The organism is Flavobacterium bizetiae, from assembly GCF_902804475.1.
GTDB classification, from domain to species: Bacteria; Bacteroidota; Bacteroidia; order Flavobacteriales; family Flavobacteriaceae; genus Flavobacterium; species Flavobacterium bizetiae.
The window spans coordinates 1-21,893 of record NZ_CADCSU010000040.1 but is presented as its reverse complement, the minus strand read 5'-3'; the positions used below and the strand labels follow the sequence as shown (position 1 = coordinate 21,893).

The following is a 21,893-nucleotide window of genomic DNA, read 5'->3' as shown; positions in this document are numbered from 1 at the left end:
TTTTATTACCAAAAATTAAGTAAAATACTATTATGAAAGATAAGAGGATATTATATGTATCATCTGAAGTCGTGCCTTATTTGGCTGAAAATGAGGTTTCTTTAATGTCTTATGACGTTCCAAAAATGATCAACGATCAAGGAGGTCAGATAAGAATTTTCATGCCAAGATATGGAAATATCAACGAAAGAAGACACCAGTTACATGAAGTTATTAGACTTTCAGGAATGAATTTGGTAGTGAATGACTTAGATATGCCATTGATTATCAAGGTGGCTTCGATTCCAAAAGAGAGAATTCATGTTTATTTTATTGACAACGATGAATATTTTAAACGTAAAGCAACCTTTGCTGACGAAGAAGGCGTTTTGTATCCTGATAATGACGAAAGAGCAATATTTTTTGCTAAAGGAGTTGTTGAAACGGTGAAAAAGCTAAATTGGGTTCCGGATATCATTCACGTGCACGGTTGGTTGGCAGCGATGCTACCTATTTATATGAAGCACTATTATAAAAATGAAGCTTTATTTTCTGAAACCAAAATTGTCACTTCTGTTTACGGCCAGTCTTTTGATGAAAATCTGGATTTAGAAATGATTAATAAGGTGAAATTTGATGGTGTGCCGCATGAGGCAATCTCTGATTTAGAAACGCCTAATTACGAAAATGTCTTAAAGGCTAGTATATTACACTCTGATGCTGTAATTATAGCATCTGAAAACGTATCCCCAAGTTTAACAAAATTTATAGAATCTTCAGGAAAACCTTTTTTACCTTTCGCCACGAAAGATGCATTCGCTGAAGCGTATACAAATTTCTATAAAACAATGGGTCTTTAAATTTTAACATTATTATTAAACATGTATAATACTTCTTTTATTAAGAAAATTCTATTAGTAGCAACTGTTGTCCTTTTATATTCTTGCGATAAAGATTTTAATGCGATTGGTGAGGGGTTAATTGGTGATGACCATTTTGGTCTTGAACATACAGAATATCCCGTTGTAGCGTATAATCAGGAAGTAACTCCAGTTCAGTCAAACGGATTGCCACTTAATGGTTTGGGTATTTATGATAACGGAGTTTTTGGAACCACTACGGCAAATTTTGTTAGCCAGGTTGCTTTAGAATCAAATGCACCAACTATTGGTGAGTCTCCTGTAATACAAAGTGTGGTTTTAAGTGTTCCTTATTTTAGTCATGCAACTGGAGCAGATCCTAAAGGGGGAAGTTTTTATGCGTTAGACTCTATATATGGAGATAAGGCAAATGGTAAACTTAAGTTGAGTGTTTATGAGTCTGGTGTTCAGATGCGTTCTTCGTATTTTGATAGTGGTTCTCAATTTGCTCAATTGTATTATACAGATCAGGATGCTGATTTTTTTTCGCATAAAATACCTAATCCAAGTACAGGTAAGCCACTAAATGATGCTGCTGATGTATCACAAAATGAGGCGTTCTTTTTTAGTAATCTTCAACAGAAAAAAGATTCAACTGTAGTAGATGCTAATGCTACTGTAAAAACATATACTTATACGTACACTGCTCCGGAAATGCGTTTAAAATTAAATAAACAGTTTTTCCAGGATAAAATTCTTAACGCTCCGGCATCAAAACTTTCTTCTCCGACTATTTTTCAGGAGTATTTTAGAGGTTTGTATTTTAAAGTAGAAAAATCTGGTAGTCTTCCGACTAATTTGGCTTTGTTGAATTTCTTCAAAGCAAATGATAATGCTAAAATCACGATCAGGTATAAAGCAAAAACAGCTATAACTACAGATCCTGAAGATACAATGGAGGATAAAACCTTGATTATTAATCTAAGCGGGGCTGCTGCAAATTTGTATAATGATGTTAAAAATCCTGCTTATACTACTGCAGTAACTAATCCTAATAAAACTGTTGGAGATGAAAGACTTTATTTAAGAGGAGGTCAGGGTTCGCTTGCTGTAATTGAATTGTTTAGTAAGACCGATTTAATAAGTTATGATGATCAGGGCAATTTGCAGAATAAGCCTAATGGTGTTTCAGATCAGTTAGATGAAATCAGATATAATGTGAAGTATAAAAACTGGCTAGCTAATGAGGCTAATCTTGTTTTCTCTATTGATTCTGATAAAATGGCGGGAATTTGGGAGCCAAAAAGAATCTATTTGTATGATTTGGTGAATAATATACCAATTGTAGATTATGCTACAGATGGGTCTACTGATGGTACTTATAATAAAACGGTGTATAGTGGTATAATTAATTTAGATGCTACTACAAAGAGAGGTACAACGTACAAAATTAGATTAACGAGCCATGTTCGTAATTTAATAAAAGATGCAGCTGTAAAAAATGTGAAATTAGGTTTGGTAGTTACAGGAGATATAAACACAATAACTTCAGGTAAATTAAAAAATAGAATTTTAATTGATCCGGCTAATCCAAATGACTATTTCTCTGAAGTTCCAAGAGCTTCGATTATGAGTCCGTTAGGAACGGTATTGTTTGGAGGAAATATTCCATCAACAGATCCTAACTATGCAAAAAGACTTCAGCTGCAAATTTACTACACGAAACCAAATTAATAAATATATATGTGTGGAATTGTTGGATATATCGGTCATAGAGATGCCTATCCTATTGTTATAAAAGGATTAAAGCGGCTCGAGTACAGAGGATATGATAGTGCGGGTGTCATGCTATATGATGCTGAAACAGGTATAAAAGTTTGTAAAACAAAAGGTAAAGTTTTAGATCTTGAAGCTAAAGCAAAAGATAATTTTACTACAAACGGAACTATAGGAATTGGGCATACACGTTGGGCTACACATGGTGTACCAAACGATGTAAACTCACATCCTCACCTTTCTAATTCAGGAGAGTTGGTGATTATTCACAATGGAATCATTGAGAATTATGCGCCGCTTAAAGAAGAATTAATCAAAAGAGGGTATACATTTAAGTCTGATACAGATACTGAAGTTTTAGTTAATTTAATTGAAGAAGTTCAGAAAAAAGAAGGAATTAAGTTGGGTAAAGCAGTTCAGATTGCTTTAAATCAAGTGGTAGGAGCGTATGCGATTGCTGTTTTTGATAAAAAAAATCCAAACGAAATTGTTGCAGCAAGATTAGGTAGTCCTTTGGCAATTGGTGTTGGTGAAGGAGAATATTTTATTGCTTCTGATGCTTCGCCTTTTATCGAATATACTTCGAATGCAATTTATCTTGAAGATGGTGAAATGGCAAACATTAGATTGCATAAGCCTCTTAAAGTTAGAAAAATTAAAGATGACTCTTTGGTAGATCCTTATATTCAGGAACTTCAAATGAATTTGGAGCAGATCGAAAAAGGAGGTTATGATCACTTCATGCTTAAAGAAATCTACGAGCAGCCAAGTGTTATAAAAGATACTTACAGAGGAAGACTTCATGCGAATGAAGGAATTGTTCAAATGGCTGGTGTTGAAGATAATTTGGAAAAATTTCTTAATGCCGACAGAATAATTATTGTTGCTTGTGGTACTTCATGGCATGCGGGTTTAGTCGCTGAATATATCTTTGAGGAATTTACGCGTATTCCTGTTGAAGTAGAATATGCTTCTGAATTCAGATATAGAAATCCTATTATAAACAAAAACGACGTTGTGATTGCGATTTCTCAATCTGGAGAAACGGCAGATACAATGGCGGCTATTAAATTAGCAAAAGAAAACGGCGCTTTTGTTTTTGGAGTTTGTAATGTAGTTGGATCTTCTATTTCAAGAGAAAGTCATGCTGGTGCTTATACACACGCAGGTCCTGAAATTGGAGTAGCTTCAACAAAAGCTTTTACAACTCAAATTACAGTTTTAACTATGATCGCATTGCGATTAGGTAAAGCTAAAGGAACTTTATCAAATACTGATTTCCATACCTACTTACAAGAATTAGAGATAATCCCTGAAAAAGTAGCTGAGGCATTAGAAACGAACGACAGAGCAAAAGAGATTGCTGCAGCTTTTAAAGATGCACCAAATTGTTTGTATTTAGGTCGTGGATATAATTTCCCGGTTGCATTAGAAGGAGCTCTTAAACTTAAAGAGATCTCTTATATTCATGCAGAAGGTTATCCTGCTGCAGAGATGAAACACGGTCCTATTGCTTTGATTGATGAGCATATGCCGGTTATCGTGATTGCGCCAAAACAAGGTCACTATGATAAAATTGTGAGTAATATTCAGGAGATTAAATCAAGAAGCGGTAAAATTATCGCTGTAGTAACTAAAGGTGATACTCAGGTTCGTGAGTTAGCTGATTATGTTATTGAGATTCCTGAGACTTCAGATGCGCTATCTCCGTTAATTACAACAATACCTTTGCAGTTGCTTTCATACTACATTGCTGTAATGAGAGGTTGTAATGTAGATCAGCCACGTAACTTAGCAAAATCAGTTACTGTAGAGTAATTAGATTAAAATATTTATATGTTAAAAAAGCGAGATTTATATCTCGCTTTTTTTTATTGCCATATGTTTTTTCTTTATGCTTAATTTTTATTAAATCCTTATTTTTTTAATTAAAAATAATATGTATGCATAGTATTTTGCGTTTATTGAGTTTAATTTTTGATTTTAATTGAAGAAATGTAATTGATAAATAGTTAAAATTGTAACGAAATTTATATAGAATATTTATTTTTTTTAACATTTTTTTATTAATATCAAAAATATTTGTATTTTGGCTATATAAACTAACCAAAAACAAATCCAAATGAGAGTGTATTTGCTAATTATGTTGTTTTTCAGCGGAATATCCTTTGCGCAGAATACAATTACTGGTTCTGTTACTGATAGTAACAAACAATCTATTCCTGGTGCCAATATCAATTTAGTAGGAAGTTCTACAGGAACATCTACCGATTTTGATGGCTCATTTAAATTAAATACTTCCGCTAAGCTGCCTTTTACCATTAAGGTTTCGGCAGTTGGATTCGAGAGTAAAACAATTAATGTTACTTCGTTAAGCCAAAAAATCAATGTGGTTTTAAGAGATGAAGAAACAAAATTAGATGAAATTGTGGTTTCGGCTTCAAGAACTCCTGAGCGTGTAATTGAATCTCCGGTTACTATTGAAAGAATGGGGCTTCAGGAAATTAAAAATACAACAGCACCTACTTTTTATGATGGTTTAGAAAATTTAAAAGAGGTTAACTTTAATACCAGTAGTATTTCTTTTAAATCGATAAATACGCGTGGTTTTGCTACGGTGGCAAATACGCGTTTTATGCAGTTAGTTGACGGGATGGATAATTCGTCACCAGCGTTGAATTTTGTGCTAGGTAACTTAATTGGTATTTCTGATATTGATGTGGCTAGTGTTGAGCTTTTGCCTGGGGCATCTTCTGCATTGTATGGTGCGAATGCTTTTAACGGTATTATGTTTATGAGTAGTAAAAGTCCTTTTACTAATGAAGGAATAAGCGTTTACTACAAATACGGGCAAACAAATCAAAATGCTGCCGGAACTAATGATTATAATGATTTTGGAATCAGGGCAGCCAAAGCATTTACCAAGCATTTTGCGATGAAAGCGAATTTCACTTATATGGAAGCTTCGGAGTGGATCGCGGCTGATACAAGAAGTATGACTGGCGGCTCTGTTGGGCATGCTAATAATCCTAATTATGATGGTTTAAATATCTATGGAGATGAGATTACAACCTTTATTCCAAATGTTGGGCAGGTGAGTAGAACTGGATATCGTGAACAGGATTTGACTGATAATAAGGTTAAGAGTATGAAAGCTGACTTTAGTGCTCATATTAAGCCTTGGGCGGACGATACTGAAATTATATTACAATATAAAATTGGTACAGGAAGTACAATTTATCAGGGAGCAAACAGATATGCTTTGAAAGATTTCTTGATGCAACAAGGGAAATTTGAAATAAAAGGGAAAAACTTTTTTGGAAGGGTTTATTTTACAAGTGAGGATGCTGGAAATTCTTATGATATGAGATTTGCCGGATGGAATGTTAACAGATTAGCAAAATCAGATAAAAACTGGTTTACAGATTACGGAACTGCTTATCAATTGTCTTCGGCAGTACTTGGTCTTAATGCAACTGACGCTTCTAACTATGCGAGAAATTTTGCTGACTATAATGTTTCTCCAAATTTACCATTAGTACCAAATATTGATCCGCAAAATCCAAGCGCGCCAAGATCAGCAAGATTTGAGCCGGGTTCTGCGCAATTCAATAGTGCACTTGCAACGGTTATTTCTAATCCTGATTTAACTCAGGGGGCTAAATTTATTGATCACTCAAAATTATATCATTCAGATTTAAACTACAACTTGAGAGATGTTGTTAAATTTGCTGAAATTCAGGTAGGAGGTTCTTGGAGAAAATATATCATGGATTCAGAAGGAACCATATTTACGGATTATGATGGTCCAATAGAATATAAAGAATATGGAGCTTATGTTCAATTGCAAAAAAAATGGCTGGATGACAGATTGAAATTTACAGGATCTGTTCGTTATGACAAAAGTCAGAATTTTGATGGAAATGTTTCGCCAAGAGTATCTTTTGTATATGCTGCGGGAGAATCAAAAAGACATAATTTCAGAGCATCTTATCAAACAGGTTTCCGTAATCCAACAACTCAGGATCAATATATTGGTTTAGATTTAGGTCCTTTTGCATTAGTTGGGTCTGCACCGGATAACTTAGATCGTTTTCAGGAAACACAACCTGTGAGTCTTGCTGGTCAGGCTATACCGGGTGCTAACGTAGGGCCAACGGTTAATTTGTCAGGACGTAGTGCTTATGAAAATTCATATACATTAACTTCTGTTCAGGCATTTGCTGCTTCTGCAAATCCTGCTGATCTTAAAGTTGCCAATCCTAGTTTGGTAAAACCGGAACAAGTGCATGCTTTTGAGGTAGGATATCGTACAGTAGTACAAAATGATTTGTCTATTGATATCAATGCATATTACAATATTTATAATGACTTTATGAATACTTCAAGAGTTATTACACCTTACTATGGGGTAGTGGGAACTAATTCTGCAGATCCTAATGTTCAGTTAGGATATGCTGCCCTTGCTTTTGGAGACAGAAGAGTTTATCAAATTTATACTAATACTACTGCTCAGATCACATCATTTGGTGCTGGAATTGGTTTGTCTAAAAAAGTATATAAAGATTTTGAATTAGGAGTTAATTATAATTATGCTCAATTTAATTTTGATCAGAAAGAAGATCCAAGTTTTGTTGCTGGATTTAATACGCCAAAACATAGAATTAAAGGATCTTTTGGTAATGCTAAAGTCGCTAAAAATCTAGGTTTTAATATTAATGTAAGATGGAACACAGAATACTTATGGCAATCTTCTTTTGGAGACGGTATGATTCCGGAAAATACAGTTCTTGATGCTCAGATTAATTATGGTATTCCAAAATTGAAATCTGTTATCAAGGTTGGGGCAACGAATCTTTTTGGAAAAGATTATCTTCAGGTAGTGGGTGCGGGTATGATTGGTCAAATGTGGTTTGCTTCATGGGTGATTAATCCTTAAATGAAAATGATGATTCGGTCGAAATGTTTTTCTTTCTTTTTAAGACTTATGAATTAAGAAAGAGCTAATAATTTTAAAAGTTAACAACATGAAAAAAAATATAAAATGGCTACTACTGGTTTCTTTAATCGTTGTAGCGTGTAATAATGATGATAGTAATGATGAGCCGGCAGAAGTTCCTGTTGTTCCGGGAACAGCGGTTTTTACTAAATATGTAGCACTTGGAGATTCTTTTGCTGCGGGTTACAGTGATGGAGCGTTGTTTGCAAAAGGGCAGAGTAATGCTTATACTAATATATTGTCGCAACAATTTGCGGCCGCTGGTGGTGGTGCTTTTACAACTCCTTTTATGTTAGACAATACTGGCGGATTTTCTTCTGGTGGTGTGCAAATTCCTAAATTTCCAACAAGGTTTGTTTTTGATCCAGTTACAAGAAGTCCTGTAAATATTCCTGGAGTCTCCGGAACGGCTATAACAGCACGTTTAACAGGAACTTTTAATAATATGGGAGTTCCTGGGGCAAAAAGTTTTCATTTGTTAGCGCCTGGATACGGAAATCTTGCAGGTGTTTTTGCAACTCCGGCTACAGCAAATCCTTATTTTGCGCGTTTTTCTTCTTCACCTACTACAAGTATTCTGGCTGATGCCATGGCTCAGGCTCCTACGTTCTTCTCTTTGTTTATAGGGGGTAACGATGTTTTAGGTTATGCTACAAATGGTGGTGTGCCTACTTCTCAGGATCCGGTTTTAGGAGATGATATTACACCAACTGCAACTTTTAATTTTGCCTACAATACGCTCGTTAACACTTTGACTTCTAATGGTGCAAAAGGAGTAGTGGCTAATTTGCCATACATTACAACGTTGCCACACTTTACAACAGTACCTTACAATCCGCTTACAGCGAAATCAATTGGTTTAGAAAATGAGGTAGCTGGTCTGGCCACGATTAAATTGCTTAATGCGCAATTATATGGTCCGCTAAAAGCCGCTTTAACGGCTCTTGGTGCAGGAGACAGAATTAATTTGTTGTCTGAAACTTCTACAAGTCCACTACTGATGAAAGATGAGACGTTGCCTAATCTGGCTACTCAGTTGGCAACAATATTTACACCATCATTAGGGGCGCAAACAGCTGCTTTTTACGGAGCGATCTTTGGGCAAGCCAGACAGGCCAAATCTACAGATCTGATATTGTTAACTACAAAGAATGCTATTGGTAAAGCGCCAAAAGCAGATGAGTCTGGTTTAGGAATTGCTCCTCCTTATCCATTAAATGCATTTGGAATCTCATTTCCATTACAAGATAAGCATATATTAATTCCGACTGAAATTGCTGAAATTAGAGTGGCTACAGATACTTATAATACAATAATTGCTGCTGCTGCAGATGCAAAAGGATTAGCATTGGTAGATACAAGAGGTGTGATGACAAAGTTGTCTAGTGGAGGAATTCGCTTCGGGAACTTTACAATGACTTCTTCATATGCAGTTGGAGGCGCCTTCTCTCTGGATGGTGTACATCCTAGTCCAAGAGGTTACGGTTTGATTGCTAATATTTTTATAGATGCCATTAATGCAAAATATGGTTCGACATTGCGTCATGTAGATTTAGGAACGTATCCAATTCAATATCCGTTAACGATTCAATAAGATTAAATTTTAACTAAAAAGCCACTCATTGTCAAGATGTAGTGGCTTTTTTTATTTTGTTAAAAAATGCTTTTTTAGATATTTGAAGCCTTAGATTTATGAATCAAACAAAATCATGGTATTTTTTATAAAAAAAATATTGATTTTATATTTTAAAAAATTATCTTTGCGCTTTGAAAAAGAGGGTATTTTCGATAAACCTAAATAGCTATTTAATAAATACATAAGTAATGTCAAAAGTAATAGGAAAAGTTGCTCAAATCATTGGACCAGTAGTTGACGTAGTTTTCAACGGTAAGGATGTTGAACTTCCAAAAATTTATGATTCACTAGAAATCACTAAAAAAGACGGAACATTGTTAGTTCTAGAAGTACAATCTCACATCGGTGAAAACACTGTGCGTACCATTTCTATGGACTCTACAGATGGTTTGTCAAGAGGATATGAGGTAGTTGGAACTGGAAATCCAATCCAAATGCCAATCGGTCCAGACGTATATGGAAGATTATTCAATGTAATTGGAGATGCAATTGATGGTTTAGGAAACTTGCCAAAAACAGGAGAAAACGGTTTGTCTATTCACAGACAAGCTCCTAAATTTGAAGATCTGTCAACTTCATCTGAAGTTTTATTCACAGGTATCAAAGTAATCGATTTGATCGAACCTTACGCAAAAGGAGGTAAAATTGGATTGTTTGGTGGTGCAGGTGTTGGTAAAACCGTATTGATTCAGGAGTTGATCAACAATATCGCAAAAGGTCACGGTGGACTTTCAGTATTCGCAGGAGTAGGAGAAAGAACACGTGAAGGAAATGACTTACTTCGTGAGATGTTAGAGTCAGGAATTATTAAATACGGTGATGATTTCATGCACTCTATGGAAAATGGAGGATGGGATTTATCTAAAGTAGATATGCCAGGAATGAGAGAGTCTAAAGCTACTTTCGTTTTCGGACAAATGAATGAGCCTCCTGGAGCTCGTGCTCGTGTAGCACTTTCAGGATTATCTATCGCTGAGTATTTCCGTGATGGAGCTGGAACTGATCAAGGTAAAGACGTATTGTTTTTCGTTGATAACATCTTCCGTTTTACACAAGCAGGTTCTGAGGTATCAGCACTTTTAGGACGTATGCCTTCTGCAGTAGGATACCAACCAACTCTGGCAACAGAGATGGGAGCTATGCAAGAGCGTATTACATCTACAAACAAAGGATCTATTACATCTGTACAAGCGGTTTACGTTCCTGCGGATGACTTAACTGACCCGGCACCGGCAACAACATTTGCTCACTTAGATGCAACAACTGTATTGTCTCGTAAAATTGCTGAGTTAGGTATTTATCCAGCGGTTGACCCGTTAGATTCTACTTCAAGAATTTTAACTCCTCAAATCTTAGGAAATGAGCACTACGATTGTGCACAAAGAGTAAAAGAAATTCTTCAAAAATACAAACAATTGCAAGATATTATTGCGATCTTAGGTATGGAAGAATTATCTGAAGAAGATAAATTATCAGTATCAAGAGCACGTCGTGTTCAACGTTTCTTATCTCAGCCTTTCCACGTAGCAGAACAATTTACTGGTATTCCTGGAGTATTGGTAGATATTAAAGATACTATCAAAGGATTCAACATGATTATCGACGGTGAGTTAGATCATCTTCCAGAAGCAGCTTTCAACTTGAAAGGTTCTATCCAGGATGCTATCGAAGCTGGAGAAAAAATGTTGGCTGAAGCTTAATATAATTATGAATTATGAGTTATAAATTATGAGTACCAACTCACTTATAACTCATAACTTATAACTCATAACTAAAAAAAGATGATTTTAGAAATAGTATCACCAGAGGCAAAATTATTTTCAGGAGAAGTAACATCTGTTACATTGCCTGGAGTTGATGGAAGCTTTCAAATATTGAATAATCACGCTCCTATTGTTTCTATTCTTGAAAAAGGAACTGTAAAGATTGCAGCACCAAGTTTTAATTTTTCTAAAGAAGTAGCAGGTAAATTTACGAGAGTAAACGACCAGACTTATACATTAGAGATTGAATCAGGAACAATCGAGATGAAAGACAATAAAGTAATTGTTTTAGTTGACTAAGACAATTTCAAAATAATTGAAAAAAAGCCAGACAGTGATGTCTGGCTTTTTTTATGCGCTTTTTGCAGCAAGAATAGGTTTGCGAAAGTGCTTTTCTTTAAGTTAATTTTCTATTATTCTTTAATTTTTTCGAAGCCAATTTAATTTAAATGTCAGAAAATTAACAAAATAAACAAAAAAAGAGCGAAAAATGTGTAAGGATTTTTTCATATACCTGATATATTTGTAAGTATATTAACACTTAAACATTTTATTATGAAAAAAGCTTTTTTAGGAATGCTAGTAATAGCATTAGGTTTTGGAACAATGTCATTAAGCACAAGTTCTAATGATGTTGCTAATTCTTCAATAAAAAATCAACAAAAAGTTGAAGTTGCAAATGTTGTATTTGGTGCAACTTACACGGCACCGTGGTTAGGAATTTGCTGTGAGTCGCCACTTAGTGCGGTTGAACGAGATCTTATTAAACGTGGACTTCCGCCAACTAATTACACTGTTTTAAGTACTACCAGTACTACTGTAACTTATAAAATCAATTAATCTGTTTAAAATTATGAAAAAAGTCTTTTCAGTAATGCTTTTAGTAGCGTTAGGTTTTGGTACAATGTCATTGACTTCAGCTTCTAATGCTGTTATTAAGCCTTTAAAAAATAATCAAAAACAAGCTAAAGTAGTAAATGCTGTATTTGGTGCTACATATACAATTCCGTGGAATAGTTGTTGCGAGTCGCCACTTATTCCTATAGAACGTGATATTGTTAAGCGTGGATTACCAGCTGGTACAAATTACACTATTAAAAGTACCACAACTACTACTGTTACTTATACAATTTTCTAGTGCAAATAGAAATTTGCAATAAATAGTGTTTTTGTTCTATTACATAAGAACAGTATACTTAACAATTGCGAAATAAATGAAAAAGTCATTCACTCAACTGAATGGCTTTTTTTGTGTTATATTTGTACTATTAGAATCTCTTTATAAAATATTGATCAGTTATAAAGGCTCAGTAAGCTTTTATTATTTCGTTTTATCAACCTGATAAGACGCATTTATTTATGTCAAATTTTATAAAGAATATATGAAAAATATAAAAAAAGTTGCCGTGTTGGGCGGTGGTGGAAGAACTGGAAATTATCTTGTAAACCAGTTATTAAAAGAAGGATTTAGCATAAAACTTTTGTTAAGAAATCCGGAAAGCTTTTCTATTCAAAGTAGTCAAATCGAAATAATCAAAGGCGATGCGCTTGAGTTGAAATCTATACAATCATTGCTAAAAGATTGCGATGCAGTTCTAAGTACAATTGGGCAACGTAAAGATGAGCCTTTGGTTGCAAGTGCAGCTACTCAAAACATTTTGCAGGTAATGAGTAATTACGGAATTGAACGCTATTTGTTATTGGCGGGACTTAATATCGATACTCCATTCGATAAAAAAAGCGAGAAAACCCAAATGGCAACAGATTGGATGAAAGCTAATTTCTCGATTATTCAGGAAGACCGCCAAAAGGCTTATGATTTGTTGGTTGAAAGTGATATTAATTGGACTCAGGTTCGTGTTCCGTTTATAGAGTTTACAGATCTAAGTTCTGAGATTGTAGTAAATGTTGAAGATTGTTTGGGAGATAAAATTAGTGCAATAGCTATTGCGCAATTTATGATTCGGGAAATGACAGAATCAAAATTTAGTCAACAATCGCCTTTTATAAGTGCAGTTTAAAAATTAGATTAATAACAGCGGGCGATCAAACTCCCGCTGTTATATAATATCAACTTCAATTTCATAACTTTGCTTTTATGAAATTACCAGCAAACCTGATTCAAAAGTTAGACGATCGTAAGCAAAATAATTCTTTGCGACAATTGCCTGGTTTTAATAATCGTGTCGATTTTTCTTCTAATGATTATATCGGATTTTCCAGATCTGAAACGATTTTCAAATTAGCGCATCATTATTTAGTCGAAAATGAAATGATTCAAAACGGCGCAACGGGATCCCGATTAATTTCTGGTAATCATTCGTTATATCAAATAGCAGAAAAGTTTATTGCTCAATTTCATGACGTTGAATCGGCTTTAATCTTTAATTCGGGTTACGATGCCAATGTTGGTTTTTTTAGCGCTGTACCGCAGCGAAATGATGTTATTTTGTATGATGAATTAAGTCATGCTTCTATTCGCGACGGAATTATAATGTCGAATGCTAAATCTTATAAATTCAACCATAATGATTTTGAAGATTTAGAACGATTAATTCAAAAATTTCCTGATACCAATATCTATATTGTTACTGAAACAGTTTTCTCTATGGATGGCGATAGTCCGAATTTAGAGGAATTGGTTGAACTTTCAGAAAAGTACAAATGTTATTTAATAGTTGATGAAGCGCATACTTTAGGCGTTTTTGGTGAAAAAGGCGAAGGTTTGATCCAGTATCTTAATTTACATAATAGAATTTTTGCCCGAATTATGACTTTCGGAAAAGGTTTGGGTTGCCACGGTTCAGTAATTTTAGGAAGTACAGAACTTAAAGAATATTTAATAAACTTTGCCCGAAGTTTTATTTATACAACCGGATTATCTCCACATTCAGTTGCGACAATTTTAGTCGCTTATCAGCAATTAGAAATTGAAAAAGCAATAATCGAAAAATTACGTCAGAATATTGTAGTATTCAATCAGCAAAAGAATTTATTAGGCTTAAAGCCAATGTTTGTGCGAAGCAAATCTGCCATACAATCAGCCATTGTTCCGGGTAACGAAAACGTAAAACGATTAGCACAACAATTACAAGATAAAGGTTTTGATATAAAAGCTATACTTTCGCCAACCGTTCCGGAAGGGCAGGAGCGTCTTCGTTTTTGTATTCATAGCTATAACTCAGAAGAAGAAATTAATCAGGTTTTAGAATTGTTAGGAAATTTCGTATTTTAGTCCACAGATAAACCGATTTTACGGGTTTACACAGATTATTATGGCTGATTTGTTACACAAAGAAATATCTAAACCAATTCTTCAGGTATTTTATGATGTTTACAATCAGCTGGGTTATGGGTTTCTTGAGAAAGTATATCAAAATTCAATGTATTTTGAATTAATAGCACAAGGATATAAAGTTGAAGCTCAGAAACAAATAAAAGTATATTTTAAAAATCAATTAGTTGGAGAGTTTTATGCTGATCTGCTAGTTGAAGATACCATAATTGTTGAACTAAAAGCATGCGAACATCTTATAAATTCGCATGTTGCTCAGTTAATGAATTATTTAAAAGCAACTCAAATCGAAGTAGGATTAATTCTGAATTTTGGAGAAACTCCGGATTTTAAAAGATTAGTTTACACAAATAATAGAAAATCTAATATAAAAAATCTGTGAGAATCAGTTTGATCCGTTTTAATCTGTGGGCAATTTTATAAGTCTATTTTAAAAAAAAACACGGCTCTTAATACCTGTGTTTGCTCATTTCCTGAAAAACTTTAATTTTTTTTGTAACGTTTTGATTGTTTGATTACTTACGAGTCGTAATCAAATAAACCAAAATAATTATGAAATCAAAATCAAATTCTTCAACAGGAAATATTCTTAATAATATCCGTTTAGCTTCAATAGGATTCTTTTTAGGTTTAGTAAGTTACTTTTTAATTAAAATATTAAGTATCATTTTAATCGTCGCAATTATTGTGGCAATGGTAATTTGGTGGGATAAAAATAAAAGGAATAAATATTAAAAGGAGTTTTAATCATCAAATCAATCAATAACAACAATCTTAAAAATCAAATTATTATGAAAGCAACTTCAACTTCAGTTATCGAAAAAATATTCAATTATGTATTTGTCTTTTTGGCTTCAGCGGGACTTGGTTATGCATTAGTGAATCAATTTATGCTTAATCATCCAAACAAAGACTTTCTGCTTATTATGATCTGTCTCTTTTTTGCTTCATTGGCTTCATGGCAAAGAAAAAAATATAGTAAATCATAATTAATCAATCATCAATCAAACAAAATCAAAAGAGTCAATCAAATAATCATCAATCAATTAATCAATCAACAAAATGAAAAAAATATTTACATCAGTAGCAGCAATAGCTTTAATGTTTAGTGGTACAATTCAGGCACAAACAAAATCTCCAAAACATGAAAATTCTCTTTTATGGGAAGTGTCAGGAAACGGATTATCAAAACCAACTTATGTTTACGGAACAATTCATGGTATTTGCCCAACCGATTATTTTATGGCAGAAAAAACGAAAAAAGCATTTCAGAAATCTGATAAATTAATTCTGGAAATCAATTTGTCTGATCCAATTGAAATGGCAGAAATGCAGAAATCCGGTATTGCATCAGAACCGTTGAGTAAGCAATTAACATCGGAACAATTATCGAAACTAGATGCAGTTTTACAAAAAAATACCGGTTTAAAAATTAAGCAATTAGACGGTTTTACGTTAGCTGCTGTTATGGGTTTTATCTCTATGAAAACATTTGATTGCGAAACTATAAAATCATATGAATCAGATTTTATAGATTTGTCTAAAAAAGAAAATAAGAGTATTGGAGGTTTCGAAACGGTAAAAAAGCAAGTCAATATGTTGGCAAATGCCTACACAGATTCAGAATTAATTGAAACTGTTGAAGATTTTAGTAAAGCCGAAACTAAGAAAATGGTAGAAGATTATAAGGCTGAAAATCTAATGGATGTTTTTAATGATCTTGCAAACGAAAAGGTGATGAGCAAAAATGCTAAAAAATGGATACTTGATGATAGAAATAAAGATTGGGCTGAGGCAATGCCAGAGATGATGAAAAAGGAAAGTTTGTTTGTGGCAGTTGGCGTAGGACATTTAGCAGGTGAAGAAGGAGTAATTAATTTATTGAGAAAAGCGGGATATAAAGTAAAACCAGTAACGAAATAAAATCGTTTTGAAAGAGAAAGAACAAGAATTTTTAAAAAGGATTGAAAGTCATAAAGGAATACTTTACAAGGTTTCTAAAATGTACATGGACAATCACGACGATCAGCAAGATTTGTTTCAGGAGATTGTTTGTCAGCTCTGGAAATCGTATGATTCTTTTAGAAACGAAAGTCAGTTTTCGACCTGGATGTATCGCGTCGCAGTAAATACGGCTATTGTTTTCTTAAAGAAAGAAAAACGAAAGGTGGATAGATACGAAATCGCCTCAGAAAACATCAAAGACGATGAAGGAGATTCACATATAAAAGAAAGTCAGATCGATCATTTTTATAAAGCTGTTCAGAAACTGGAGAAAATCGACAAAGCCATTATTTTCTATCAGCTCGAAGGATTCTCTCATAAAGAAATAGGCGAAAATCTGGGAATATCTGAAGGGAATGCCAGAGTGAAATTAAACAGAGCAAAAGAAAAATTAAAAGAAATAATAAAAAATCAAGGATATGGATTTTAACGATATACAAAACGCATGGAATAACGAAAAGACAGATAATGTTGTTGTTCCGAATAATTTAGAAAAAATACAATCGGCAAATATGCCCTTGGATAAAATTAGAAGAAATTTACGTAAAGAACTTTTTGGACAAATTGCGGCTTTGATTATTATAGGTTTTTTGCCACTATATCATGAATTTCCGTCAAAATTCGTAGGCCCTTACTATTTTATATACGGAATAGTGGCGGCAATAAGTATTTACTATTTGTCTAAGCTTTTTCTATTTTATAAGAGATTGGATAAAGCAGCATTAACAACGAAAGACAGTTTATATGAAACCTATTATGATATTAGGCTTAATATGCAGCTTTATAAAACTTTTACGTTTGCACTAGCTCCTTTTTTCATGATTTATCTGGCTGGTTATTTGATTTTTGGAACTCCTGGCTCAACCGAAATTTTAAATGGAAATTTTGAAAATGAAAAATTAGTATTAAAAGTGGTAATTTTCATGATAACTATGTTGCTTATTGGTGTTTTGACAGAGTGGTGGGTGAGTTTTTATTATGGAAAATATGCGAAAGAAATCAAAAAAGTTATTGACGAATTAAGAGAAGAATAAAAACAATCAAACCCATCGTAATGATGGGTTTTGTTTTTAATGGTATTTTTGTATCATTGCTCATGGATAAAACGATGTAACAGATTTACACCCATTGTTTACTTTTTGATTGTTGGCAATTAATTTAAAAAAATCCGCTTTAACGTGTTCAATCAGTGTTATCTGTGGTCTATTTATTATGAAAATATTTGTAACAGGAATTTCAACCGATGTTGGAAAAACGATTGCTTCTTCTATTATTGTTGAATCTTTAGAAGCGGATTATTGGAAACCTATTCAGGCCGGAGATTTAGATAATTCAGATAGTCATAAAATCAAATCTAAAATCTCCAATCTAAAATCTAAAATCTTCGAAAATGCATATAAACTAAATACGCCGGCAAGTCCGCATTTAGCAGCAGAAATTGACGGAATCAAAATTGATTTAAATAAAATTGAAGAACCAAAAACCGATAATCATTTGGTGATTGAAGGTGCCGGAGGGATTTTTGTTCCGTTAAATGAAAGTGAAACTATTATCGATTTAATTCAGCCTGATTATAAAATAATTGTTGTTTCAAGACATTATTTAGGAAGTATCAATCATACTTTATTGACCATTGAAGCAATACAAAACGGAGGTTTTAAAGTTGCGGGAATTATCTTTAGCGGAAGCGAAAATAAATCGACCGAAAGTATAATTCTAAATAAAACCGGAATAAAATACATTGGCAGAATTGATGAAGAACCATATTTCGACCAAAATGTAATTAGAGAATACGCGGAACTATTTAAAGAGAATTTGTTGGCTTTATAGGAATCTAAAATCTAAAATTCAGATGACATTAACAGAAAAAGACAGCCAATACCTTTGGCATCCTTATACGCAACACAAAACGGCTCAGGCTCCAATTGCAATTTCAAGAGGTGAAGGCGCTTTGCTATGGGACGAAAATGGAAAGGAATATATTGATGCGATTGCATCTTGGTGGGTGAATCCGTTTGGGCACAGTAATAAATTTATTGCCGATGCGATTTACAAACAATTAACCACTTTAGAACATGTTTTGTTTGGAGGTTTTACGCACGAACCCGCTATAAAAGTAGCTGAAAAACTGATTGAGATATTACCTAAAAATCAGCAGAAAATCTTTTTTTCTGATAATGGCTCAACGGCGGTTGAAGTAGCGATAAAAGTGGCGTTGCAATATTTCTTTAATAAAAATGAAAGGCGAACCACTATAATTGCTTTCGAAAATGCCTTTCACGGAGATACTTTTGCAGCAATGGCCGCAAGCGGAATCTCATTTTATACGCAAGCTTTTCAGGGAATGTTTATAGATGTCGTTCGCATTCCGGTTCCGGTAAAAGGAAAAGAAGAGGAAAGTTTTGATGCCTTAAAAAATGTAATTGAAAACCATAATTGTGCCGGATTTATTTTTGAACCTTTGGTACAAGGTGCAGCTGGAATGGTAATGTATGAACCGGAAGCTTTGGCAAAACTCATTCAGATTTGCTCAGAAAATAAAGTGTTGACCATTGCCGATGAAGTCATGACAGGTTTTGGTAAAACAGGAAAAACCTTTGCGATGGATTATGTTTCGGAACAACCAGATATGATTTGTCTTTCTAAAGCTTTAACCGGAGGGACAATCCCAATGGCGATTACCACTTTTACACAAGAAGTTTTTGATGCTTTTTATGATGACGATATCAATAAAGCACTATTTCACGGACATACTTTTACAGCAAACCCAACAGGTTGTGCTGCGGCTCTCGCAAGTATTGATCTACTAGAAACCGATGAAATGCAGGCTAATATTGAAAGAATCAATGCTAGTCATTTAAACTTTCAGAAGAAAATCGAAAAGCATTCAAAAGTAATTATTGCCAGAACATTGGGCGTTATTTTTGCGGTTGAAATAAAATCAGATTCTGAAGAAAGTTATTACGGATCTATGCGAACGAAGCTTTATAATTTCTTTATTGATAAAGGAGTTGTTTTGCGTCCGGTTGGAAATATTGTGTACATCTTGCCTCCATATATTATGACAGATGAACAACTTGGTAAAGTATATCAAACAATCGAGGAAGCGATAGAAATGGTATAAGTTTTTGTAAACCATATAAGCTATATAAGTTCATTTAATAAACGTACGTTTATGTTAACTTATATAGCTTATATGGTTTAATTCATATTCTAGTTTTTTTACGAACTTTGCGATTAAAAATCCACAACATTGAATAATAAAATATCTATAACGGCTTTCTCTTCTATTTCGCCTTTAGGAAATACTTCTGAAGGAGTTTGGGAAAAATATCTTGACAATCAGCATTGTTTTTCTAAGCAGTTTTTAGATCAGCAAGAAACTTCGGTGGCTTCTCTTGATCCTGAATCGAAACAAATAATAGCGGAATTAAGAGAGTCAGACATTAAATATAAATTTCTTGACGATTCGGTTTTGTTTGCGATAGCAGCATCACGAAAAGCAGTTGAACAAGCAGGATGGAATTCAGATGCTATTTTCGGAATCAATATTGGTTCCTCTCGCGGTGCAACAGATTTATTCGAAAAACATTACAAAGAATATCTAGATACTGGTAAAGCACAAACTTTAGCGTCGCCAACGACTACTTTAGGAAACATCTCTTCGTGGATTGCACATGATTTGCAAAATAATGGTCCCGAAATCTCGCATTCTATAACGTGTTCTACAGCGCTTCATGCTTTATTAAATGGGGTTGCGTGGCTGAAGTCCGGAATGGCAGATAAGTTTTTGGTGGGAGGAAGTGAAGCACCTTTAACTGATTTTACGATTGCTCAAATGCGGGCTTTAAAGATCTATTCAAGAATTAATCAGGATGAAGACTTGTGGCCAAACTTAGCATTTGATTTTGAGAAAACTCAAAATACTATGATTTTAGGCGAAGGTGCAGGGGTTTGTTGTCTAGAGGCAGGGGAGAAGGAAAATGCCATTGCATATGTAATAGGTATTGGATATGCCACTGAGATTTTAGAGCACAATATTTCTATTTCTGCAGAAGCAACTTGTTTTCAGAAATCGATGAAAATGGCTTTAAAAGATATTCCTTTTGAAAGTGTTGATGCCATAGTAATGCATGCGCCCGGAACTATAAAAGGAGACTTAACAGAACTACGTGCCATCGAAAAAGTTTTTGGATCAGAACTACCTTTATTAACGACTAATAAATGGAAAGTTGGACATACCTTTGGAGCATCTGGAATTTTAAGTTTAGAATTGGCATTGTTAATGTTTCAGCATGACACTTTCGTTGAAGTGCCCTTTGGGACAAAACAAAATCAGACAAAATCGATCAATAGAATTTTAATAAATGCCGTAGGTTTTGGCGGAAATGCGGTTAGTGTTTTAATCGAAAAACCCAATTAGTATTTTTAGAATAACATTCTATAAAACAAAAAATCCATCAACCGAAGCTGATGGATTTTTTTTGAATTTATGTTTTATATATTATTGAAATATGATCTTTCTGGTTGTTATAAAATCATTATCTAAAGTCACTTTTACCAATAAAACCTGATTGCTAAATGGCAGGTTTTGAATTTGTAATTCAGTATTCGAAACTTTATTTTTACTGTAAAGCGTTTTTCCTGTAATATCAAAAATGGTAACGTCTTTAATGTTTTCTAATGATGATAAAACGTCTATAGTTTTGTTTTTTACCGAAACTAAAATGCCGTCTTCGATGTTTTCAAAATCTCCGGTTCCTAGTGTTTTGTTGGTGTAACGTAATACAAAACGTTCTGCAAAAGTTCCTATTTCGGCAATAAAATTATAATCGCTGGTATTTAAATTATGAATCGCACCTGTTTTCTTATCTTCAAGATAAATGGCTTGCTTGCTTAATGCTCCTTCTGCACGGTCTATGGCTATAGTAAACTCACCATCGATGGTTGATTTATATCCTAACGGAATCAAATCACTATTCTCAAAAGGTAAAGCACGTCCCTGAATCGTTAACTTTTTGGATTCGTTTATGCTATAAAAATCTACATAAGGATTACCATTTAAAGTAGTAGCATCATAATTATTATCGAAGCTGTTGGTGGCCTCATCAAAATAACCAATTAAAATTTGTTTGAAGGCTCCTTTGGCATTTTTAAAGTCTAGCCATAAACGATCTCTTACCGCGGTAGTGTTGTTGGTTTTGAAAAATTGTGAATTATTCGTTCCGGCTATTCTCATTTCATTGGTAAACTTAATGGGAGTATTTGTCAATGTTCTTAAGAAAAATCCCTGACCTGAGGCAATACTTCCTGTTGGTTTATTGTCGTTTGGATCTGCTGTTGGGTCTGATAATGCCTCACGCGTTGTTACGCTTCCCGATAAATTAAAAACAGCATAATCATTACTGGTATAATAATAAATATTAGGTTTAGTAGGATCTGTATTGTCAGGTGAAGTGTTATGTGTCCAGAAATACAATGTCCCCAAAATAGTTGGGTTAGGTCCTTTTGTGTTTTCCTGAATAAATTTAACTGCATCCAGAGCAGAAGGATACGGATTTCCGACAAGATTCCATTTTGC

General features: G+C 33.9%; 21 protein-coding genes. 20 read left to right on the top strand and 1 reads right to left on the bottom strand.

Translation table 11 applies throughout. The annotated features are described in order from the left end of the window. Nucleotides 1-32: 32 nt before the first annotated feature. The 20 genes from FLACOL7796_RS03145 (at nt 33) to FLACOL7796_RS03050 (ending at nt 20,735) form a co-directional block, all read left to right on the top strand. On the top strand, nt 33-839 hold the full coding sequence (locus FLACOL7796_RS03145) for a glycogen/starch synthase (protein WP_173969380.1): 807 nt from the start codon (nt 33-35) through the stop codon (nt 837-839). Between the two features lie 21 nt (nt 840-860). Continuing rightward, nucleotides 861-2,573: a DUF4270 domain-containing protein gene (locus tag FLACOL7796_RS03140; RefSeq protein WP_173969379.1), complete on the top strand. Its 1,713-nt coding sequence runs from the start codon at nt 861-863 to the stop codon at nt 2,571-2,573. A gap of 9 nt (nt 2,574-2,582) precedes the next feature. Then, nucleotides 2,583-4,433: a glutamine--fructose-6-phosphate transaminase (isomerizing) gene (glmS, locus tag FLACOL7796_RS03135; protein ID WP_173969378.1), complete on the top strand. Its 1,851-nt coding sequence runs from the start codon at nt 2,583-2,585 to the stop codon at nt 4,431-4,433. Nucleotides 4,434-4,737: 304 nt separating this feature from the next. Continuing rightward, a complete protein-coding gene (locus FLACOL7796_RS03130; protein ID WP_173969377.1) occupies nt 4,738-7,554 on the top strand; it encodes a TonB-dependent receptor domain-containing protein in 2,817 nt (938 codons plus the stop codon). Nucleotides 7,555-7,642: 88 nt separating this feature from the next. Further along, entirely contained in the window at nt 7,643-9,208 is a 1,566-nt protein-coding gene (locus tag FLACOL7796_RS03125) for a G-D-S-L family lipolytic protein (protein WP_173969376.1), read from the top strand. Nucleotides 9,209-9,438: 230 nt separating this feature from the next. Then, entirely contained in the window at nt 9,439-10,950 is a 1,512-nt protein-coding gene (gene atpD, locus FLACOL7796_RS03120) for a F0F1 ATP synthase subunit beta (RefSeq protein WP_047777068.1), read from the top strand. An 81-nt stretch (nt 10,951-11,031) separates the two neighbouring features. Next, nucleotides 11,032-11,313, top strand: a complete 282-nt coding sequence (locus FLACOL7796_RS03115; protein ID WP_173969375.1) for a F0F1 ATP synthase subunit epsilon — start codon at nt 11,032-11,034, stop codon at nt 11,311-11,313. A 276-nt stretch (nt 11,314-11,589) separates the two neighbouring features. Continuing rightward, on the top strand, nt 11,590-11,853 hold the full coding sequence (locus FLACOL7796_RS03110) for a hypothetical protein (protein WP_173969374.1): 264 nt from the start codon (nt 11,590-11,592) through the stop codon (nt 11,851-11,853). A 13-nt stretch (nt 11,854-11,866) separates the two neighbouring features. Beyond that, complete coding sequence (locus FLACOL7796_RS03105; RefSeq protein ID WP_173969373.1) at nt 11,867-12,151, top strand: hypothetical protein; 285 nt, start codon at nt 11,867-11,869, stop codon at nt 12,149-12,151. 244 nt (nt 12,152-12,395) lie between these two features. Further along, the gene (locus FLACOL7796_RS03100; protein WP_173969372.1) at nt 12,396-13,034 is read left to right on the top strand and encodes an NAD(P)-dependent oxidoreductase; all 639 of its coding nucleotides are present in this window, start codon (nt 12,396-12,398) and stop codon (nt 13,032-13,034) included. Nucleotides 13,035-13,111: 77 nt separating this feature from the next. Beyond that, complete coding sequence (locus tag FLACOL7796_RS03095; RefSeq protein ID WP_173969371.1) at nt 13,112-14,248, top strand: aminotransferase class I/II-fold pyridoxal phosphate-dependent enzyme; 1,137 nt, start codon at nt 13,112-13,114, stop codon at nt 14,246-14,248. Between the two features lie 40 nt (nt 14,249-14,288). Beyond that, a complete protein-coding gene (locus FLACOL7796_RS03090; protein WP_173969370.1) occupies nt 14,289-14,690 on the top strand; it encodes a GxxExxY protein in 402 nt (133 codons plus the stop codon). 170 nt (nt 14,691-14,860) lie between these two features. Further along, a complete protein-coding gene (locus tag FLACOL7796_RS03085) occupies nt 14,861-15,043 on the top strand; it encodes a hypothetical protein (RefSeq protein ID WP_173969369.1) in 183 nt (60 codons plus the stop codon). Nucleotides 15,044-15,099: 56 nt separating this feature from the next. After that, complete coding sequence (locus FLACOL7796_RS03080) at nt 15,100-15,297, top strand: hypothetical protein (protein WP_173969368.1); 198 nt, start codon at nt 15,100-15,102, stop codon at nt 15,295-15,297. A 73-nt stretch (nt 15,298-15,370) separates the two neighbouring features. Next, nucleotides 15,371-16,231 (top strand): TraB/GumN family protein, encoded by an 861-nt coding sequence (locus FLACOL7796_RS03075; protein ID WP_173969367.1) that lies wholly within the window; start codon nt 15,371-15,373, stop codon nt 16,229-16,231. Nucleotides 16,232-16,238: 7 nt separating this feature from the next. Further along, nucleotides 16,239-16,742: an RNA polymerase sigma factor gene (locus tag FLACOL7796_RS03070; protein WP_173969366.1), complete on the top strand. Its 504-nt coding sequence runs from the start codon at nt 16,239-16,241 to the stop codon at nt 16,740-16,742. After that, the gene (locus tag FLACOL7796_RS03065) at nt 16,732-17,346 is read left to right on the top strand and encodes a hypothetical protein (RefSeq protein ID WP_173969365.1); all 615 of its coding nucleotides are present in this window, start codon (nt 16,732-16,734) and stop codon (nt 17,344-17,346) included. Before FLACOL7796_RS03070 ends, FLACOL7796_RS03065 begins: the two co-directional genes overlap by 11 nt. A 178-nt stretch (nt 17,347-17,524) precedes the next feature. Further along, on the top strand, nt 17,525-18,142 hold the full coding sequence (bioD, locus tag FLACOL7796_RS03060; RefSeq protein WP_173969364.1) for a dethiobiotin synthase: 618 nt from the start codon (nt 17,525-17,527) through the stop codon (nt 18,140-18,142). A gap of 22 nt (nt 18,143-18,164) precedes the next feature. After that, the gene (gene bioA, locus FLACOL7796_RS03055) at nt 18,165-19,436 is read left to right on the top strand and encodes an adenosylmethionine--8-amino-7-oxononanoate transaminase (RefSeq protein ID WP_173969363.1); all 1,272 of its coding nucleotides are present in this window, start codon (nt 18,165-18,167) and stop codon (nt 19,434-19,436) included. Nucleotides 19,437-19,565: 129 nt separating this feature from the next. After that, nucleotides 19,566-20,735: a beta-ketoacyl synthase N-terminal-like domain-containing protein gene (locus FLACOL7796_RS03050; protein WP_173969362.1), complete on the top strand. Its 1,170-nt coding sequence runs from the start codon at nt 19,566-19,568 to the stop codon at nt 20,733-20,735. A gap of 81 nt (nt 20,736-20,816) precedes the next feature. On the opposite strand, the gene FLACOL7796_RS03045 is transcribed toward FLACOL7796_RS03050, so the two are convergent. Next, nucleotides 20,817-21,893 (bottom strand): T9SS sorting signal type C domain-containing protein (locus FLACOL7796_RS03045; protein WP_173969361.1); only part of this gene is annotated, 1,077 nt, incomplete at its 5' end.

Bases quoted from the DNA above. Each gene is read 5' to 3' on its own strand.
- FLACOL7796_RS03145 (WP_173969380.1), top strand. From the start codon at position 33: ATGAAAGATAAGAGGATATTATATGTATCATCTGAAGTCGTGCCTTAT.
- FLACOL7796_RS03140 (WP_173969379.1), top strand. From the start codon at position 861: ATGTATAATACTTCTTTTATTAAGAAAATTCTATTAGTAGCAACTGTT.
- glmS (WP_173969378.1), top strand. From the start codon at position 2,583: ATGTGTGGAATTGTTGGATATATCGGTCATAGAGATGCCTATCCTATT.
- FLACOL7796_RS03130 (WP_173969377.1), top strand. From the start codon at position 4,738: ATGAGAGTGTATTTGCTAATTATGTTGTTTTTCAGCGGAATATCCTTT.
- FLACOL7796_RS03125 (WP_173969376.1), top strand. From the start codon at position 7,643: ATGAAAAAAAATATAAAATGGCTACTACTGGTTTCTTTAATCGTTGTA.
- atpD (WP_047777068.1), top strand. From the start codon at position 9,439: ATGTCAAAAGTAATAGGAAAAGTTGCTCAAATCATTGGACCAGTAGTT.
- FLACOL7796_RS03115 (WP_173969375.1), top strand. From the start codon at position 11,032: ATGATTTTAGAAATAGTATCACCAGAGGCAAAATTATTTTCAGGAGAA.
- FLACOL7796_RS03110 (WP_173969374.1), top strand. From the start codon at position 11,590: ATGCTAGTAATAGCATTAGGTTTTGGAACAATGTCATTAAGCACAAGT.
- FLACOL7796_RS03105 (WP_173969373.1), top strand. From the start codon at position 11,867: ATGAAAAAAGTCTTTTCAGTAATGCTTTTAGTAGCGTTAGGTTTTGGT.
- FLACOL7796_RS03100 (WP_173969372.1), top strand. From the start codon at position 12,396: ATGAAAAATATAAAAAAAGTTGCCGTGTTGGGCGGTGGTGGAAGAACT.
- FLACOL7796_RS03095 (WP_173969371.1), top strand. From the start codon at position 13,112: ATGAAATTACCAGCAAACCTGATTCAAAAGTTAGACGATCGTAAGCAA.
- FLACOL7796_RS03090 (WP_173969370.1), top strand. From the start codon at position 14,289: ATGGCTGATTTGTTACACAAAGAAATATCTAAACCAATTCTTCAGGTA.
- FLACOL7796_RS03085 (WP_173969369.1), top strand. From the start codon at position 14,861: ATGAAATCAAAATCAAATTCTTCAACAGGAAATATTCTTAATAATATC.
- FLACOL7796_RS03080 (WP_173969368.1), top strand. From the start codon at position 15,100: ATGAAAGCAACTTCAACTTCAGTTATCGAAAAAATATTCAATTATGTA.
- FLACOL7796_RS03075 (WP_173969367.1), top strand. From the start codon at position 15,371: ATGAAAAAAATATTTACATCAGTAGCAGCAATAGCTTTAATGTTTAGT.
- FLACOL7796_RS03065 (WP_173969365.1), top strand. From the start codon at position 16,732: ATGGATTTTAACGATATACAAAACGCATGGAATAACGAAAAGACAGAT.
- bioD (WP_173969364.1), top strand. From the start codon at position 17,525: ATGAAAATATTTGTAACAGGAATTTCAACCGATGTTGGAAAAACGATT.
- bioA (WP_173969363.1), top strand. From the start codon at position 18,165: ATGACATTAACAGAAAAAGACAGCCAATACCTTTGGCATCCTTATACG.